Source organism: Streptomyces sp. CG4, assembly GCF_041080655.1.
GTDB lineage: Bacteria > Actinomycetota > Actinomycetes > Streptomycetales > Streptomycetaceae > Streptomyces.
The window spans coordinates 4956491-4970761 of sequence record NZ_CP163525.1; the positions used below are offsets into that span (position 1 = coordinate 4956491).

The following is a 14271-nucleotide window of genomic DNA, read 5'->3' on the forward strand; positions in this document are numbered from 1 at the left end:
TCGAGTCCGGTTCACGCCGTCCTGCGGCTGACCGTCCGCCGGGGGACGCATGCACCTTCCGGGTGGAGGTGCGCAGACCGACCGTAAGACGTTCGAGGCGAGGGCACACCATGGACACTCCGACCACCACGTCGGGGGAAAACGGCATGTCGGGCGGGGGCGGTTGGTTCACGCCACGCAAGACACCACCGGCTTCGCCCCCGCACCCTGACGAGGAGAGACACGCAAGCCCGCACCCGGCGGCGACACACGCCGGGCAGGCGGTGACCGCACCTGTTCCGCACCCGGCGGACGCACTTGCCCGGCACCCGATGGCCACACCCGCTCCGCACCCCGCGGACGAACCCGCCCCGCAGCCGACGGCTTCACCGGCGGCCTCACAGCGTGTGCCGGAGCAGCGAGCGGCGTCGGACGCCGAGGAGGGGTCTCCGGACGCGATCCTCATACGCCGCACGATGACCGAGATAGCCTCGGTCGCCGACAAGGTCACGTCCTACTTCTACGCGCTGCTCTTCGTCCGCCGTCCCGATCTGCGCGTGCTGTTCCCGCCCGCGATGGACACCCAGCGGGACCGCCTGCTGAAGGCGCTGCTCACCGCGGCCGAGCACATGGACAACACCGAGATCCTCGTCGACTACCTGCAGAACCTCGGCCGGGGACACCGGAAGTACGGGACGCGTGCTGAGGACTATCCGGCCGTCGGGGAGTGCTTGATCAGCGCGTTGAGCAAGTACGCCGCCGCCGTGTGGAACCCGGAGACCGAAGCGGCCTGGATCCGGGCCTACACGACGATCTCTCAGGTCATGATTGACGCTGCGGCTGTGGACGAACTGCGGTCCCCGGCCTGGTGGTACGCCGAGGTCGTCTCCCACGACCTCAGAACCCCCGACGTAGCGATCCTCACCGTCCGCCCGGACCAGCCCTATCCCTTCCTCGCCGGCCAGTACACGAGCGTGGAGACACCGTGGTGGCCACGGGTGTGGCGGCACTATTCCTTCGCCTCCGCACCCCGCTCGGACGGCCTGCTCACTTTCCATGTGAAGGCCGTGCCGGCCGGCTGGGTCTCCAACGCGCTGGTGCACCGTGCCCGGCCCGGAGACGTCATCCGCCTCGGCCCGCCGACCGGTTCCATGACCGTCGACCACACGACCGACAGCGGATTGCTCTGCCTGGGCGGCGGCACCGGCATAGCGCCCATCAAGGCCCTGGTCGAGGATGTCGCCGAGCGCGGAGCACGCCGACCTGTCGAGGTGTTCTACGGCGCCCGCACCGACCACGACCTCTACGAGATCGACACCATGCTCCGGCTCCAGCAGAGCTACTCCTGGCTGTCGGTCCGGGCGATCATCGACCAGCAGGCGCGTCTCCAGCTTCCCGAAGCCCTGCGCGACTACGGCCCGTGGAACGAGTACGACGCCTTTCTCTCCGGTCCGCCCGGGATGATCCGCAGCAGCGTCGACATGCTCCGGGGCTTCGGCATCCCGTCGAGCCGTATACGGCATGACGCGGTGGAGGAACTGCTCGTCGTCGGGGACTGAGCGGGCTAACCCAGGTCGGGAGCGTGCATGGCGCGTACTCCCTCGATGTTGCCGTCCAGATAGTGGCGCAGTGACAGCGGGACAAGATGGACGGAGGCGATGCCGACGCGGGTGAAGGGGATGCGGACAATTTCGTACTCACCGGCCGGCTCGTCCACTTCGGGGCCGTGCCGCAGGGCCGGGTCCATGGACTCCAGCCGGCAGACGAAGAAGTGCTGCACCTTCACGCCGGTCGCACCACCGTCCTCGCCGATGTGCTCGACGGTGTCCACGAAGCACGGCACCACATCGGTGATCTTGGCGCCGAGCTCCTCGGACACCTCCCGGTGCAGTGCGTCCACGACGGTTGGGTCCGTGGGCTCGACGCCGCCACCGGGAGTGACCCAGTAGGGATCGACGCCAGGCTTGGTGCGCTTGATCAGGATCAGGTCGTCACCGTCCAGAAGAACGGCACGGGCGGTGCGCTTGACCACGGGTCGGACGGTCATGGGAGAAATGTGGCCCGGCTGGTTCCACGTGAAACATCGCATGGCGTCACTCCTCGACCGCCACCGGTGGGCGCTGTGCCGAAGAGCCTCAGCACCAGGCCGCAGCGGCCCGCTGAAGCCACTCATGGGCCCGCGCTATATGCGGCATGGCGAGGGTGCCGGTGCGCACCACCAGGAAGTAGGTGCGCAGTGGCGGCACCACCGGGTCGTTGAGGGGTGCGACCGCACCGTCGTCGAGGGCCGCGGCGCACAGATATCGGGGCAGCACCGCGAGTCCGGCACCCGCGATCGCACAGGCGAGGACCGCTCGTAGGTCCGGCACGATGACCGTGCCCGAGGCGGCCGGGCGGGAGTCGAAGACGGAGGCCCAGTAGCGCGAGACGAAGGGCAGCGATTCGTGCACCTCGACGACGGGCAGATCCTCCAGCGCCGGCGCCCCCTTCAGGCGCAGCGCCTCCGCATCGATCCGCTCCACCCAACGAGGGGCGGCGATCAGCACATGTTCCTCGTCGCACAGCGGAGTCGCGGTGAGCAGAGCACCGCGCGGCCGGGCCGTGCTGATGGCCAGATCATGGTGTCCGGAGGCCAGTCCTTCCAGCGCTTCCTCCGCCGTGCCGAAGGAGGCGCGCAGCGCGAAGCCCTGGCCGTCGTCACCGGTCAGCTCCGTCAGAGCGGGCAGGGCGCGTTCGGCGGTGAACTCGGGCGGGCCGGCGAGGTGCAGGGTTTTCAGCGAGGACTCGTCGTCCAGGCCGCTCTCGGCTATCTCCACCAGAGCGTCGAGATGGGGTGCTGCCTTGTGTGCGAGTTCGTCGCCGATGGTCGTCGGGGTCACTCCGCGCGCCTGACGGAGGAAGAGAGGCTTGCCCAGCTGTCGTTCCAGGGTGCGGATCTGCGAGGTGACGGCGGGCTGGGAGAGGCCGAGCAGAGCGGCGGCGCGGGTGAAGGAACCAGCCCGGTGCACAGTGACGAAGGTGCGCAGCAAGGCCAGGTCCATGGCGTGCCCTCCCCTAGATCTCTGCCCCCCTTCGGCCCCCAGGCAGGCCCTAACTATAAATAAGTCGATAGGTCTCTGTCGCTAGCGTGATTGGACACTGACACAGAGTCAACTAGCCTTGTTCGCGCGGTTCATGGCGCGCCGAACCGAAGGCGGTCCGAGCCACGAGGGGGGAGGCTCGGACCGCCGGGCGCTCTCGGCGGCCGGACGGGTCGGGGCTCACTCGGCGGACTCGTCCAGGGCGCGCAGCACATCGGCGATCAGGTCCTCGGGATCCTCGGCACCCACGGACATCCGGATGAAGCCCTCCGGGACCGCGTCCCCGCCCCAGCGGCGGCGGCGCTCGGCCGTGGAGCGCACCCCTCCGAAGCTCGTCGCGTCCTCCACCAGACGCAGAGCCTGGAGAAAACGCTCCGCACGCGTGCGTGTGGGCAGCGTGAAGGAGACCACGCAGCCGAAGCGGCGCATCTGCTGCGCGGCGATCTTGTGCGAGGGGTCGCCGGGCAGTCCGGGATAGCGCAGGTCGGACACCTCTGGCCGGTGCTTCAGGGCCTCTGCGACCGCGAGGGCGGTGGCGTTCTGCCGGTCGACGCGCAGCTGGAGCGTGGCGATGGACCGGTGCGCGAGCCAGGCCTCCATGGGCCCGGAGATCGCCCCGACGATCTTGCGCCAGCGTCGTACGGCGGCCATCGTCTCGGCGTCGCGGCCGGCGACGTAGCCCAGCAGCAGATCGCCGTGGCCGGTGAGCTGCTTGGTGCCGCTGGCCACGGAGAAGTCGGCACCCAGCTCCAGCGGACGCTGCCCGAGCGGGGTGGCGAGGGTGTTGTCGACGGCGACCAGGGCGCCCTGCGCATGGGCTGCCGCCACCAGCCGCCGGATGTCGCAGACATCCAGCCCCGGGTTCGACGGGGACTCGATCCACAGCAGCCGGGCGCCGTCGAGGACGTCGAGCTGACCGTCGCCGCCGGTGGGTGCGGTGCGCACCTCGATGCCGTACGCCTCCAGCTGGGCGCGCACCAGCGGCAGCACCTGATAGCCGTCGGAGGGCAGCACGACCGCGTCCCCGGCACGGAGCTGGGAGAACAGCACCGACGACATCGCCGCCATACCGGAAGCGAAGACCAGCGTTTCCACGTCGTCCTGCCCGGGCGCCTCCAGCCCGCCGATGGCCCGCTCCAGCAACGTCCAGGTCGGGTTGCCGTCCCGGCCGTACACATACGAGCCCGTCACCTCGCCAGGCAGGTGAAAGTGCGCCGCGAACACCGGCCCGGGCAGGGTCGGCTCGTGCTTGACCGGCTCGGGCAGTCCCGCGCGTACCGCGCTCGTGCCGTCGCCGGTACGACCCTCGTTCTGGCCGGTGTCGCTCATGCGGCCTGTCCTCCCAGCTGCTCGCGCAAGCCGGCCAGCAGGCCGGCGCTCGCCGACTCCACCATCTCGAGACACTCCTCGAAGCCGTCCCGGCGTCCGTAGTACGGATCCGGCACGTCGAGGTCGTCCGAGGCGGCGGGGTCGAAGGAGCGCAGCAGGCGGACCTTGCGCGCGTCCTCCTCGGTCGGTGCGAGACGACGCAGGGCTTTGAGGTGACCGGTGTCGAGGGCGATCACGAGATCGAGCCGGGAGAACCACGACGGCTCGAACTGGCGCGCTATGTGAGCGCTGTCGTAGCCGTGTTCTTCGAGGACCGAGACGGTCCGTGGGTCGGCGGGCTCGCCCTCGTGCCAGCCGCCGGTGCCGGCGCTGCCGACCTCCACCCGGTCCTCGAGCCCGGCCTCTGTCACCCGCGCGCGGAAGACGGATTCGGCCATCGGGGAGCGGCAGATGTTTCCAGTGCACACGAAGCAGACGCGGTAGGTCATGGTGCGCTCAGTCCTCGTCGGGCAGGACGACGTGCAGCGCCCAGGAGACGACGGAGACGATCAGACCGCCGACGACGGCCGTCCAGAAGCCCTGCACATGGAAGCTCAGGTCGAGCTTGCCGCACACCCAGGAGGTCAGCAGCAGCATCAGCGCGTTCACGACCAGGGTGATCAGACCCAGGGTCAGGATGAACAAGGGGAAGGTGAGCACCTTCACGATCGGCTTGACCAGCCAGTTCACCAGGCCGAAGATCAGCGCGACGACAATCAGCGTGCCGGCCTTCTTGGCCGTGCTGTCACCGGTAAGAGTGATCTTGTCGAGCAGCCATACGGCGACGGCGAGGGCGCCCGCGTTGGCGATCGTCTTGACTACGAAATTCTTCATGTGTCTGATCGTGGCAGACCGGATCGGAACCTAGCAGTGAGACGAGGGCGACAGCGGCGATGAAGGCATTCCGGCTGGACGAACTGGAGGCGGAGCGCGCCGCCAACGAGGGGGCTTACCTTCAGTTCCTGCGGGAGCGGAACATGTCCGTCGGCCTGTACGCGCTCAACGCGGGCGAGCACGACCCGCAGAAGCCGCACAACCAGGACGAGGTGTACTTCGTCGTGAGCGGCCGGGCGTCGATCACGGTCGGGCTGGAGACGACCGAGGTGGCGCGGGGCAGCGTCGTGTACGTGCCGGCCGGAGTCGCCCACAGGTTCCACCACATCAGCGAGGATCTGAGGGTTCTCGTCGTCTTCTCTCCGCCCGAGGCGTGAGCCCGGATCTCGGGGTTCCCTAGGGGACGGGTCAGGGGAGGACAGGGGATGCGAGGCCCCCGCGGGACCCCCCTTCGGCCCTAGCATCGAGTGCAGAACGCCAAACGCTGTACTGAGAACCCAGTCGTACGAGGATGCAAAGGACAAGGGCGATGCGAGAGATCTTCGCGGGACTTCCGTGGTGGGTGAAGTGGGTCGCGGTGCCGGTCATCGCCCTGGTCGTGTTCGGCGGCCTGATAGCGACGGTGGTCGGATTTGTGATCGGTCTGCTCTTCAAGGCGCTGGTCTTCGTCGCCCTGGTCGGCGGACTCATCTACATCGTGCGCAAGTTCATGTCGAACTCCTCGTCACGCAGCGACTGGTGACGGATTCGGGGACCGGTGACCGGCAACGGCGCCACCGGTTCCCGGCAAGGAGAGCACCGGTTTCCCTCGGGGGAGGGAAGTTTCTCCGGGAGGCCGTCTGTGTGCCGTGGCGGACGGTTAGAGTCCGGAGCTCCCGCGGGGTCCGGCCCCGCGGGCGGCGCAGATCCCCTCCGTGCTTTTCCTCCGCACGGGCTGCCCCTCGTGCTCCGGGAGTGACTCTTGGCCACGGTTGACACCGCATCGGCAGAACCGCACTCAGCCCCCATCCCACCCCCCGTCCAACGGCCGCCGACCGTCGCGGTCCCGGAACAACCGCACCCCGTCGACGCCTGTGGCCCGCCCCGCCCCACCGACGCCTCCGGCCCACCGCGTCTGAGCGACGCCTCCAGGCCACCGCACCACTCCGACGCACCCGGCACGCCGGCCGCCGCGACCCTCATCGGATCCGTCCAGCGCGCCATGCGCCTGCTGGAGACCGTTGCCGCACACAGTTACGGCGCCCCCGCCAAACAACTCGCCCGTGAGACCGGCCTCGCCCTCCCGACGACGTACCACCTGCTGCGCACCCTGGTGCACGAGGGCTATCTGCGCCGTGAGAAGGGGCTGTTCTTCCTCGGTGACGCGGCCGAACGGCTGGGCAGCAGCGGCGCACAGCAGAAACGTCGCAGCGCGGTGGCCGACACGCTGGCGCACTGGCGCGATTCCATCGGTGTGCCGGTGTACTACGCGATGTACCGGGACGGCGAGATCGATGTCATGTGCGTCTCCGACTCTCCGGAGACGCCGGCAGTCGAGGAGTGGGCCGACTTCCGCGCGACCGGCCATGCGCACGCCATCGGGCAGTGCCTGCTCTCCCAGCTGGACGAGGACGCCCGCCGCGACCATCTCGCCCGCTATCCCGTGCAGGCCCTCACGCCCTACACGGTGCGTGACAACGATGCCCTGTTGCGGCGGCTGGCCCGGGTGCCGCGTATGGAGCCGGTGGTGGAGCGCCAGGAGTACGCGCTGGGGACCGTCTGCGCGGCGGTCCCGATCACGGTCGGCACCACGGTGGCCACGATGGCCATGTCGCTGCCCGCCCACCAGGCCGATCGGTTGCTGCCCGCGGCCCATCGGCTGCAGACGGAGATCGGGCGCCATCTGGGGACGCTCACGCTCTCTATCAGTATCTGAAAACTTACTCCTTGTGATCTGCCGTGTACGTTCAGCAAGATTTGACCACCGTTAGAGGGATCAATCCCGGCCAGTCGATGTCGTATGACGGGGTAGACGATGCGCGAGTCCGTACAGGCAGAGGTCATGATGAGCTTTCTCGTGTCGGAGGAGCTCTCCTTCCGCATCCCGGTGGAGTTGTGCTACGAGACCAGTGATCCCTATGCCGTGCGGCTCACCTTCCATTTGCCCGGTGATGCCCCGGTCACCTGGGCGTTCGGACGCGAGCTGCTGATCGACGGCGTCGGCCGGCCGTGCGGGGAGGGGGATGTGCACATCGCTCCCGCCGATTCCGAGATGCTGGGTGAGGTGCTGATCAGGCTTCAGGTCGGCTGCGACCAGGCCCTGTTCCGTTCCTCCGTACCGCCGCTCGTGGCCTTCCTGGACCGTACGGACAAGCTCGTGCCGCTCGGACAGGAGGGCGCGCTGGCGGACTTCGACGCCCATCTGGAAGAGGCCCTGGACCGCATCCTGGCCGAGGAGCAGAGCGCCGGGTGAAGCGTTACGGCACGGGGCGCCAGGCGCTCCACCATGTCGCGTAGGACCAGGCAGGAACGCTTCTGCGTAGAGCGCGGAGCACAGCGAGCGGAGAGGGCCGGGCGCGGCCGGGGCCTGCCCTCCGGCCGGTCAGGGGCTGGCCGACCGCATCTTACGTCGGCCCGGTCGCCCTCACCGCTTCCGGCGTCGCCCCCGCCCACCGCGTGCCGGGACGGACTGTGCCGCTGCCGCTGCCGCTGCCGCTGCCGGGCTGTCCGGGCTCGGGCGGTCGGCCGCGACCACCAGGGCGGCGAGAGCGGTGGTGACCGGAACCGAGGCGACCAGACCGATCGAGCCCACCAACGTGCGCACGATCTCCTCGGCCACCAGTTCGCTGTTGGCCACGGTCCCGACGCCGCTCTGCGCGATCGAGAACAGCAGCAGCAACGGCAGCGCGGCACCGGCGTAGGCGAGGACGAGGGTGTTGACCACGGAGGCGATGTGGTCGCGGCCGATCCGGATGCCCGCCCGGTACAGCCCGCGCCAGCCCATCGACGGATTGGCCTCGTGCAGCTCCCAGACGGCCGATGTCTGCGTCACGGTCACATCGTCCAGGACGCCGAGCGAGCCGATGATGACGCCGGCCAGCAGCAGACCGCTCATGTCGATCGACGGATACAGGCCGTGGATCAGGCCGGTGTTGTCGTCCGTGTTCCCGGTCAGGGCGGCCCAGCCGATGAACAGGGAACCGAGCACGCCGATCAGCGACAGGGAGATCAGCGTGCCGAGCACCGCCACCGAGGTCCGGGCCGACAGTCCGTGGCACATGTAGAGGGCGATCAGCATGATGGCGCTCGCCCCGACCACGGCCACGAGCAGCGGGTTCGAACCCTGCAGGATCGCGGGCAGGATGAACAGGGTCAGCACCAGGAAGCTCACGGCCAGTGCGACGAGCGCCATGACACCGCGCAGCCTGCCGACTACCACGACGGCGATCGCGAAGATCCCCGCGAGCAGCGTCATGGGGAACTTCCGGTTCACATCGGCCACCGAGTACTGCAGATCCTTCGGCGCCGAGGGCTCGTAGGCGACCACCACCTTCTCGCCCTGGTGCAGCTGCCGGGGCTGGTCCGGTTGCACGATCTCGGTGAACGTACGGCCCGTGTCCTTGCCGGTGTCGATCCGCACGGTCGCCTTCTTGCAGGTTCCCTTCGCCTCCTGTTGCGCCGAGTTGCCCTCGGCGGTGGAGGTGTCGCCTGTCGGGGTGTCGCCGGAGGCGTTGGCCGACTGGCAGCTCACCTCGACGACCTTGGTGACCGTGGCCTGCTGCGTCTCCCGGTCGAAGCCGACGCCGGTGCGCTTGTGCGGCGGAGCTCCCCCGGGCCAGAGCACCACCAGGCCGACGACGACCGCCGCGGTGAACGGGACCAGGATCGCGGCGATGACCTTCCGCAGATGCTTGGAGACGGGGGCGGCGGGACCGTGGCTATGACTGTGCCCGTGCCCATGACCGTGACCGCTGGCGTTGTCCCCGCCTGATTCCTGCTCGGGGTCTTGCCCGTCGCCTCCGCCGAAGCGGGACCCCTGCCGGTGACCGGCTCCCGAGGGGACATGGGGGTGCTCATAACTCTGCCCGGCGCCGCTCCTCCGGACGTCGTGGCCGTATATGTCGTCGGCCGTAGGGGCGCCTTGGCTGTAGCCGCCCCCCTGTCCCGAGACGCCTGGCCGGTGCCGCTCGGGTGGTTGATACGGGTACTGCTCCATCCTGGTCACCGCCGGATCATCGCAAGAACGCTAGGGGGCCCACTGTTCACCGCGCCACATATGACGCTAGCGTGGAGGCACCTTTGCACACGCGGGAGCTCGGAGCACCGGGCTGAGAGGGCGCTGACCTCCGTAAGTGCGATGTTTCACGTGGAACAAGCGATGTTCCGCGGGAAACGTCGGCAGACGGAAACCGCTGCGTCGACCGCCGAACCTGTTACCGGGTAATGCCGGCGTAGGGAGTAGGTCTCATGACCAACAAGGACGCACGCACGCCTGCCTCTGTTCAGGACGACATGTCCCAGGAGGCCGGGAAGTCCATCGGCTGGCACAAGGCGTACGTCGCGGGTTCGCGCCCCGACCTGCGCGTGCCGGTCCGCCAGGTGCATCTCACCAACGGTCAGTCGATCACGCTGTACGACACGTCGGGCCCATACACTGATCCACTCGTCGACACCGATGTCCGCAGGGGCCTGTCGCCGCTGCGGGAGAACTGGATCATCGCCCGCGGTGACACCGAGGAGTACGCGGGCCGTCCCGTCCGCCCCGAGGACGACGGGATCAAGCACACCTCGCCGCGCGGCGGGCTGCGCAACCTGGACGCGGTCTTCCCTGGACGGCCGCGCCAGCCGCGTCGAGGCCGCAGCGGCCAGGCGGTGACGCAGCTCGCGTACGCCCGCCGGGGCGAGATCACTCCGGAGATGGAGTACGTGGCCATCCGGGAGAACGTTTCCCCCGAAGTGGTCCGTGAGGAGATCGCGGCGGGCCGGGCGGTGCTGCCGGCCAACGTCAACCACCCGGAGATCGAGCCGATGATCATCGGCAAGCGGTTCCTGGTGAAGGTCAACGCCAACATCGGCAACTCCGCGGTGACCTCCTCCATCGAGGAGGAGGTGGAGAAGATGACCTGGGCGACCCGCTGGGGTGCCGACACGGTCATGGACTTGTCCACCGGCCGCAACATCCACACCACGCGCGAATGGGTGCTGCGCAACTCCCCCGTCCCCATCGGCACGGTGCCGCTCTACCAGGCCCTGGAGAAGGTCGACGGCAGGGCCGAGGAACTGACCTGGGAGATCTACAAGGACACGGTCATCGAGCAGGCCGAGCAGGGCGTGGACTACATGACCGTCCACGCCGGCGTGCGCCTGCCGTATGTGCCGCTCACCGCCAACCGCAAGACCGGCATCGTCTCGCGTGGCGGCTCGATCATGGCCGCGTGGTGCCTGGCGCACCACAAGGAGTCGTTCCTGTACGAGAACTTCGAGGAACTCTGCGAAATCCTCGCCGCCTACGACGTCACGTACTCGCTGGGCGACGGCCTCCGGCCGGGCTCGATCGCGGACGCCAACGACGAGGCGCAGTTCGCGGAATTGCGCACGCTCGGGGAACTCAACCAGATCGCCAAGCGTTTTCATGTACAGACGATGATCGAGGGCCCCGGTCACGTCCCGATGCACAAGATCAAGGAGAACATCGACCTTCAGCAGGAGATCTGTGATGAAGCTCCGTTCTATACGCTCGGCCCGCTGACCACGGACATCGCGCCGGCGTACGACCACATCACCTCCGGCATCGGCGCCGCAATGATCGCCTGGTGGGGCACGGCGATGCTCTGCTACGTCACGCCCAAGGAACACCTGGGCCTGCCCAACCGGGACGACGTCAAGACCGGCGTCATCACCTACAAGATCGCCGCGCACGCGGCCGACCTCGCCAAGGGACACCCGGGTGCCCAGGAGTGGGACGACGCGCTGTCCGACGCCCGCTTCGAGTTCCGGTGGGAGGACCAGTTCAACCTCGCACTGGACCCGGACACGGCACGGGAGTTCCACGACGAGACCCTGCCGGCCGAGCCCGCCAAGACGGCCCACTTCTGCTCCATGTGCGGGCCGAAGTTCTGCAGCATGAAGATTAGCCAAAGCATCACAGAGCGGTTCGGTGGCGCGGTGGCTGAGGGGGCGTCGGCGGAGGAGGTCGCTGAGGGGATGCTCCAGAAGTCGAAGGAGTTCGCCGAGGCGGGGAACCGGGTGTATCTGCCGATCGCGGACTGAGTTCCGGCTGCAAGCGGTCCGCGTTTCCGAGTCGACGTGAGGGCGTCACGCGAAACGCGGACCATGCCGGTTGCTTGGTGATCGAGTCGGTCACGGCACAAGGACGATCTTGCCCATGGTGCGCTTGGCCTCGATGGTGCGGTGGGCCTCCGATGCTTCGGCCAGCGGGTAGGTCTGCTGCACCGTGACCCGTAGCCGACCTGCCTCGATGCGTTCGGTGATCCGATCCAGCAACTCACCGGAGGGCTCGGACGCGACCCATGCATAGCGCAGTCCGCGGGTGGCTGCCTGCCGCTCGTCCGTACCCGGGTCGATCGACGCGCCGATGAGCAGACCATCGGGCCGGAGCACATCGAGAGAGCGCGGCCCGTAGGAACCGCCGACCAGGTCCAGGACCGCGTCGACCGGAGCCACGGCCGTCCGGAAGTCGGTGGTGGTGTAGTCGATCAGTTCGTCGGCACCCAGTTCGCGAAGGAAGTCATGACGGGCCGCCCGTGCGGTACCGATGACGTACGCCCCCAACTCCTTGGCCAACTGCACCGCGACGTGACCGACGCCGCCCGCCGCCGCGTGGATCAGTACGCGGTCGCCGGGCTGAACCCGGGCGAGCACGGCCAGCGCCTGCCAAGCGGTGAACGCGACCAGAGGCACAGCCCCCGCGTGCACCAGGCCGAGGTTCTTGGGCGCGAGAGCCAGTGCGTCGGCCGGCACGGCAGTGAACTCGGCGTACGCGCCGCGTCGGGTGACCGACAGCATGCCGTACACCTTGTCGCCCGGTGCGAACCGCGTCACGCCTTCACCGACCTGCTCGACGAAACCGGCCACGTCGTTGCCCGGCGTCCACGGCAGGGTGACCAGCGCCGGCACGCGACCAGCGCGGAGTACCGCGTCACCCGGGTTGACTCCGGCACCGGCGACCCGCAGCAATACCTCACCGGGGCCGGGCTCGGGCACGTCGGTCTCGGTGTAGGTGAGCTCCTCGGGACCGCCGAACGCGGACTGGACGATGGCATGCATGCGGGCGGACATCAGAACTCCTTGTCAGTGGGTCGCGGTGCGTCCCATGGTCGGCCCGAGTGATAACAGTGCGGAAGAAGGCACTTATCTGATATCGAGGTTCCTCATGGATACCGGCTTCGACCTGAGGAAACACGGTGGCGTGGACGTCTTCCTGCGTGACTGCCCCACGCGTGCCGTGCTGGAGCTGATCGCCAGCAAGTGGACCATGCTGGTACTGGTGGCACTTGAGGACGGCCGACCCATGCGGTTCGCGGAACTGCGGCGGCGGCTGGATGGCGTGACCCCGAAGGTGCTGACGCAGACCCTGCGCGCGCTGGAACGCGAAGGCCTGCTGACGCGGACTGTGTTCCCGACCGTGCCGCCGCGCGTGGAGTACCAGCTGACCAAACTGGGCCAGGAGGCAGGTGGGCTGGTGCAGAGCATCACCGACTGGTCGCAGGCGAATATCGCCGCATTCCAGACGGCCAGGAAGACATTCGACGAGCGTGAGACTCAGGGCTGATCATGTCCAGAATGAAGATCTCGCAGGACATACGCTGCGAACACGGCGGCAGCCGGGCCGAGATCGAGGAGGGCATGGCCCTGAAGTCGAAGGAGTTCGCGGCGAGCGGGAACAGGGTGTACCTGCCGATCGCCGAGTGAGCCGGAGGGGCCTGACTCGCCGCGCCGGATCGCCTGCTGAGGCGGCCGGTGCGGTCGAGGAACGGCGGAATGGCGGCTGACCGGGGTGGGGGCGCCACACCGGCTGGCCGCTCGGTCCACCCGGTCGGGCCCCTGCTGTTCCGGGGTGCGAGCCGGGGCTGTCCAGCCGCGGAGGCGGGGTCACTCGGGCCGGTGCTCCGGGCCGCCGAAGTCCGGGCTCGTGTAGTCCGGGCTGGTGAAGCTCGGGCGGCCGGAGTCGGCGCCGTCGTCGGGGCTGCTGAAGCCGGGGCGGTCGTATCCCAGCCGGGGCATACGGCCGCTCGGGGCGGACGGGGTGGTGCGGTGCAGGGCGGCTGCTCCGGGCTCGGCGAGAGCCTCCCGCAGGAACGGCAGGATGCCGCGCTCCAGCAGGGCGTCCCGCCAGGCCGCTCTTGCCTTGTCCAGTTCCCGGTGGGCCGCGTCCAGCGCCTTGGCCTGTGCCGAGTTGCCGTTGCGCAGGGCGGTGAGGAGCAGTCCGACGGCGGCGACGAGGATCGCCGCCGCGGTCACCGCGCCGAACACCCAGCCGGCGGTGAGCATGGTCTGGGCGAATGCCTGACCGGGGCTCAGCGTCTTCAGGATGTAGCCGACGAGCAGGAAGATCGCCGCAGCCGTTCCGGAGAGGACGGGAGCCAGTACGGCGATGATCGCGATGGCGCCCGCGCCGGTGCTCTCGGCCGCATCGCCGAAGGTGGTGACGAGCCCGGTCGTGGCCGAACCCGGCTGCGTGGAAGCGGAGCCGCCGGTGGCCGCGGCGGCCATCGCCGGGTGCCGCAGTTCCTCGCGGACCTTCACATAGTGCTGGTATTCGGCCGCGGCGGCGGCCGTGATCAAGGCGGAGGCGCTGAGCGCCATGGTGCGCAGTTGTTCAGGGTTGAGCCGCTGTCCGACAGCGGCCAGTTCCGGTCGGTGTGGTGCGGAGCGCAGCGCCTCATCGAGGAGCCGCTCGAATTCCTGGCGGTCCTCGCTCTGCAGGTACTGCGGAACGCTGTTCATGTGCATCCCCCGATGCTCCGTAGGGCTTGGGGCTCGCACGCCGGCGAGCCGTCGGGCAGAAACG

15 protein-coding genes, 1 pseudogene and 1 riboswitch are annotated in these 14271 nt (G+C 68.8%); of the genes and pseudogenes, 8 read left to right on the plus strand and 8 right to left on the minus strand.

Features of this window, described 5'->3' with window-relative positions; translation table 11 throughout:
- Positions 1-110: 110 nt before the first annotated feature.
- Positions 111-1538, plus strand: coding sequence for a globin domain-containing protein (locus AB5L52_RS22365; protein ID WP_351016854.1), 1428 nt, complete (start codon positions 111-113; stop codon positions 1536-1538).
- Positions 1539-1543: 5 nt separating this feature from the next.
- On the opposite strand, the gene AB5L52_RS22370 is transcribed toward AB5L52_RS22365, so the two are convergent.
- The 5 genes from AB5L52_RS22370 to AB5L52_RS22390 form a co-directional block, all read right to left on the minus strand.
- On the minus strand, positions 1544-2026 hold the full coding sequence (locus tag AB5L52_RS22370) for an NUDIX hydrolase (protein WP_351016852.1): 483 nt from the start codon (positions 2024-2026) through the stop codon (positions 1544-1546).
- Positions 2027-2114: 88 nt separating this feature from the next.
- The gene (locus AB5L52_RS22375; protein WP_351577705.1) at positions 2115-3020 is read right to left on the minus strand and encodes a LysR family transcriptional regulator; all 906 of its coding nucleotides are present in this window, start codon (positions 3018-3020) and stop codon (positions 2115-2117) included.
- Positions 3021-3239: 219 nt separating this feature from the next.
- Positions 3240-4388: a cystathionine gamma-lyase gene (locus tag AB5L52_RS22380; protein WP_369365796.1), complete on the minus strand. Its 1149-nt coding sequence runs from the start codon at positions 4386-4388 to the stop codon at positions 3240-3242.
- On the minus strand, positions 4385-4876 hold the full coding sequence (locus tag AB5L52_RS22385) for a low molecular weight protein-tyrosine-phosphatase (RefSeq protein ID WP_369365798.1): 492 nt from the start codon (positions 4874-4876) through the stop codon (positions 4385-4387). The genes AB5L52_RS22380 and AB5L52_RS22385 overlap by 4 nt, the downstream gene beginning before the upstream one ends.
- A gap of 7 nt (positions 4877-4883) precedes the next feature.
- Complete coding sequence (locus AB5L52_RS22390) at positions 4884-5261, minus strand: phage holin family protein (protein WP_208899920.1); 378 nt, start codon at positions 5259-5261, stop codon at positions 4884-4886.
- Between the two features lie 59 nt (positions 5262-5320).
- On the opposite strand from AB5L52_RS22390, the gene AB5L52_RS22395 reads away from it, so the two are divergent.
- The 4 genes from AB5L52_RS22395 (at position 5321) to AB5L52_RS22410 (ending at position 7713) form a co-directional block, all read left to right on the plus strand.
- Positions 5321-5638, plus strand: coding sequence for a cupin domain-containing protein (locus tag AB5L52_RS22395; RefSeq protein ID WP_351016840.1), 318 nt, complete (start codon positions 5321-5323; stop codon positions 5636-5638).
- 152 nt (positions 5639-5790) lie between these two features.
- Entirely contained in the window at positions 5791-6003 is a 213-nt protein-coding gene (locus tag AB5L52_RS22400) for a DUF5326 family protein (RefSeq protein ID WP_073887226.1), read from the plus strand.
- A 372-nt stretch (positions 6004-6375) separates the two neighbouring features.
- Positions 6376-7176: an IclR family transcriptional regulator C-terminal domain-containing protein gene (locus AB5L52_RS22405; RefSeq protein ID WP_351017413.1), complete on the plus strand. Its 801-nt coding sequence runs from the start codon at positions 6376-6378 to the stop codon at positions 7174-7176.
- Between the two features lie 99 nt (positions 7177-7275).
- Positions 7276-7713 carry an SsgA family sporulation/cell division regulator gene (locus AB5L52_RS22410; RefSeq protein WP_351016836.1) on the plus strand — a complete coding sequence of 146 codons (438 nt, stop codon included), beginning with the start codon at positions 7276-7278 and terminating at the stop codon, positions 7711-7713.
- A gap of 171 nt (positions 7714-7884) precedes the next feature.
- Here the strand turns inward: AB5L52_RS22410 and AB5L52_RS22415 are convergent, their stop codons facing one another.
- A complete protein-coding gene (locus tag AB5L52_RS22415) occupies positions 7885-9456 on the minus strand; it encodes a YibE/F family protein (RefSeq protein WP_369368950.1) in 1572 nt (523 codons plus the stop codon).
- A gap of 81 nt (positions 9457-9537) precedes the next feature.
- A riboswitch (TPP riboswitch) is annotated at positions 9538-9715 on the plus strand.
- On the opposite strand from AB5L52_RS22415, the gene thiC reads away from it, so the two are divergent.
- Positions 9708-11510 (plus strand): phosphomethylpyrimidine synthase ThiC, encoded by a 1803-nt coding sequence (gene thiC, locus AB5L52_RS22420; RefSeq protein ID WP_351577714.1) that lies wholly within the window; start codon positions 9708-9710, stop codon positions 11508-11510. Its footprint overlaps the riboswitch before it by 8 nt.
- A 90-nt stretch (positions 11511-11600) precedes the next feature.
- On the opposite strand, the gene AB5L52_RS22425 is transcribed toward thiC, so the two are convergent.
- Complete coding sequence (locus AB5L52_RS22425) at positions 11601-12539, minus strand: NADP-dependent oxidoreductase (protein ID WP_369365802.1); 939 nt, start codon at positions 12537-12539, stop codon at positions 11601-11603.
- On the opposite strand from AB5L52_RS22425, the gene AB5L52_RS22430 reads away from it, so the two are divergent.
- Positions 12526-13032 carry a helix-turn-helix domain-containing protein gene (locus tag AB5L52_RS22430; RefSeq protein ID WP_351016828.1) on the plus strand — a complete coding sequence of 169 codons (507 nt, stop codon included), beginning with the start codon at positions 12526-12528 and terminating at the stop codon, positions 13030-13032. The genes AB5L52_RS22425 and AB5L52_RS22430 overlap by 14 nt on opposite strands.
- An 11-nt stretch (positions 13033-13043) precedes the next feature.
- Positions 13044-13172 (plus strand): annotated as a pseudogene (locus tag AB5L52_RS22435) (thiamine biosynthesis protein ThiC); the annotation flags it as partial.
- A 180-nt stretch (positions 13173-13352) separates the two neighbouring features.
- On the opposite strand, the gene AB5L52_RS22440 reads toward AB5L52_RS22435, so the two are convergent.
- Positions 13353-14213 (minus strand): hypothetical protein, encoded by an 861-nt coding sequence (locus tag AB5L52_RS22440; RefSeq protein WP_351577720.1) that lies wholly within the window; start codon positions 14211-14213, stop codon positions 13353-13355.
- Positions 14214-14271 lie beyond the last annotated feature (58 nt).

Excerpts from the sequence above, each read along its gene's own strand:
- AB5L52_RS22365 (WP_351016854.1), top strand. The coding sequence starts at position 111 with ATGGACACTCCGACCACCACGTCGGGGGAAAACGGCATGTCGGGCGGG.
- AB5L52_RS22370 (WP_351016852.1), bottom strand. The coding sequence starts at position 2,026 with ATGACCGTCCGACCCGTGGTCAAGCGCACCGCCCGTGCCGTTCTTCTG.
- AB5L52_RS22375 (WP_351577705.1), bottom strand. The coding sequence starts at position 3,020 with ATGGACCTGGCCTTGCTGCGCACCTTCGTCACTGTGCACCGGGCTGGT.
- AB5L52_RS22380 (WP_369365796.1), bottom strand. The coding sequence starts at position 4,388 with ATGAGCGACACCGGCCAGAACGAGGGTCGTACCGGCGACGGCACGAGC.
- AB5L52_RS22385 (WP_369365798.1), bottom strand. The coding sequence starts at position 4,876 with ATGACCTACCGCGTCTGCTTCGTGTGCACTGGAAACATCTGCCGCTCC.
- AB5L52_RS22390 (WP_208899920.1), bottom strand. The coding sequence starts at position 5,261 with ATGAAGAATTTCGTAGTCAAGACGATCGCCAACGCGGGCGCCCTCGCC.
- AB5L52_RS22395 (WP_351016840.1), top strand. The coding sequence starts at position 5,321 with ATGAAGGCATTCCGGCTGGACGAACTGGAGGCGGAGCGCGCCGCCAAC.
- AB5L52_RS22400 (WP_073887226.1), top strand. The coding sequence starts at position 5,791 with ATGCGAGAGATCTTCGCGGGACTTCCGTGGTGGGTGAAGTGGGTCGCG.
- AB5L52_RS22410 (WP_351016836.1), top strand. The coding sequence starts at position 7,276 with ATGCGCGAGTCCGTACAGGCAGAGGTCATGATGAGCTTTCTCGTGTCG.
- AB5L52_RS22415 (WP_369368950.1), bottom strand. The coding sequence starts at position 9,456 with ATGGAGCAGTACCCGTATCAACCACCCGAGCGGCACCGGCCAGGCGTC.
- thiC (WP_351577714.1), top strand. The coding sequence starts at position 9,708 with ATGACCAACAAGGACGCACGCACGCCTGCCTCTGTTCAGGACGACATG.
- AB5L52_RS22430 (WP_351016828.1), top strand. The coding sequence starts at position 12,526 with ATGCGGGCGGACATCAGAACTCCTTGTCAGTGGGTCGCGGTGCGTCCC.
- AB5L52_RS22425 (WP_369365802.1), bottom strand. The coding sequence starts at position 12,539 with ATGTCCGCCCGCATGCATGCCATCGTCCAGTCCGCGTTCGGCGGTCCC.
- AB5L52_RS22440 (WP_351577720.1), bottom strand. The coding sequence starts at position 14,213 with ATGCACATGAACAGCGTTCCGCAGTACCTGCAGAGCGAGGACCGCCAG.